The organism is Oleiphilus sp. HI0043 (assembly GCF_001634935.1).
Window position 1 is genome coordinate 1 of the sequence record NZ_LWEY01001374.1, and the last position, 1,050, is coordinate 1,050.

2 protein-coding genes are annotated in these 1,050 nt (G+C 43.8%); both read right to left on the minus strand.

Translation table 11 applies throughout. The annotated features are described in order from the left end of the window. Positions 1-9 precede the first annotated feature (9 nt). Positions 10-750, minus strand: coding sequence for a carboxy-S-adenosyl-L-methionine synthase CmoA (cmoA, locus tag A3729_RS18660; protein ID WP_068513432.1), 741 nt, complete (start codon positions 748-750; stop codon positions 10-12). Then, positions 750-1,050: hypothetical protein (locus tag A3729_RS33240; protein WP_068634175.1), on the minus strand; the 301-nt coding region annotated here is incomplete at its 5' end. The genes A3729_RS33240 and cmoA, both read right to left, overlap by 1 nt.

Sequence of the window (1,050 nt, forward strand, 5' to 3'; positions counted from 1 at the left end):
TCGTTATACCTAAGCTGCTTTAATCGCTATCAGCGACATAAAGTTGAAACATTGATACCAAAGGTGGGAGTGAGTAAACCCGGCCTCTTTCAAACGCGCTTGATGGGCTTCTAGGGTGTCTGGCATTAGTACCTTTTCAAGGGCGCTTCGCTTTTGGCTCACTTCCAGTTCACTATAGCCGTTTGCGCGTTTAAACAACCAGTGCAGTTCTTCTAGCTCGCTTTGCTCATTTTGATTGTCAAAACAGATCTTTTCGGAAAGAATTAGTACGCCACCCGGCTCCATTGCAGCATAGATATCTTTGAGGAGTTTTAAGCGCAATGCAGGGTCAACAAACTGCAGGGTGAAATTTAACGTCACGACTGAGCAAGGTTGAAACGCCAGCTCTGTGATATCCTTACACACAAGTTCAACGGGAGTTTCTTCGTTATCTATTTTGATATAGTGGTTGCAGCGATCAAGCATCGACTCTGAGTTATCGACGGCGATGAGTTGGCAACTTTTGTCTCTTAAGCCATGGCGCATAGCAAGTGTTGATGCACCTAGGGAACAACCCAGGTCATAACATGCTGAATCGTTCTGAGCGTAGCGCTCAGTGATGAGACCGATCATCGGAATTATCGTGGTGTAACCGGGAACCGAGCGACGGATCATGTCAGGGAAAACTCGGGCAACTGCTTCGTCAAACTTGAAGTCGCCTACGCTATCAAGCGCTTGAGAAAAAATAGTGTCAGGTTTTTGTTCAGTCATTACTTGCTTACCAGTTCTCCACAGCGTACACCGCGATTTTTATAATCGACTAACAAACCCTGCATGCCATCATTTTTATCTGACTGGATAAATAAATAGCCTTGATGACAAACGGCTGTTTGGTTTGAAGGTTTGTGAGAAAGTCGGTATTCGCCTTGATCAAGTTTTTCTATAAAAATAGCTTTATATTCAGCGACAGGGTAGTCATCTTTTTGTTTGTTATGCTGAATGAGCCCATTTTGTTCCAAAGTGAAAAAGGTTACGAAAACTGTTATGAAAATGGCGATGACAAGTGTCGAC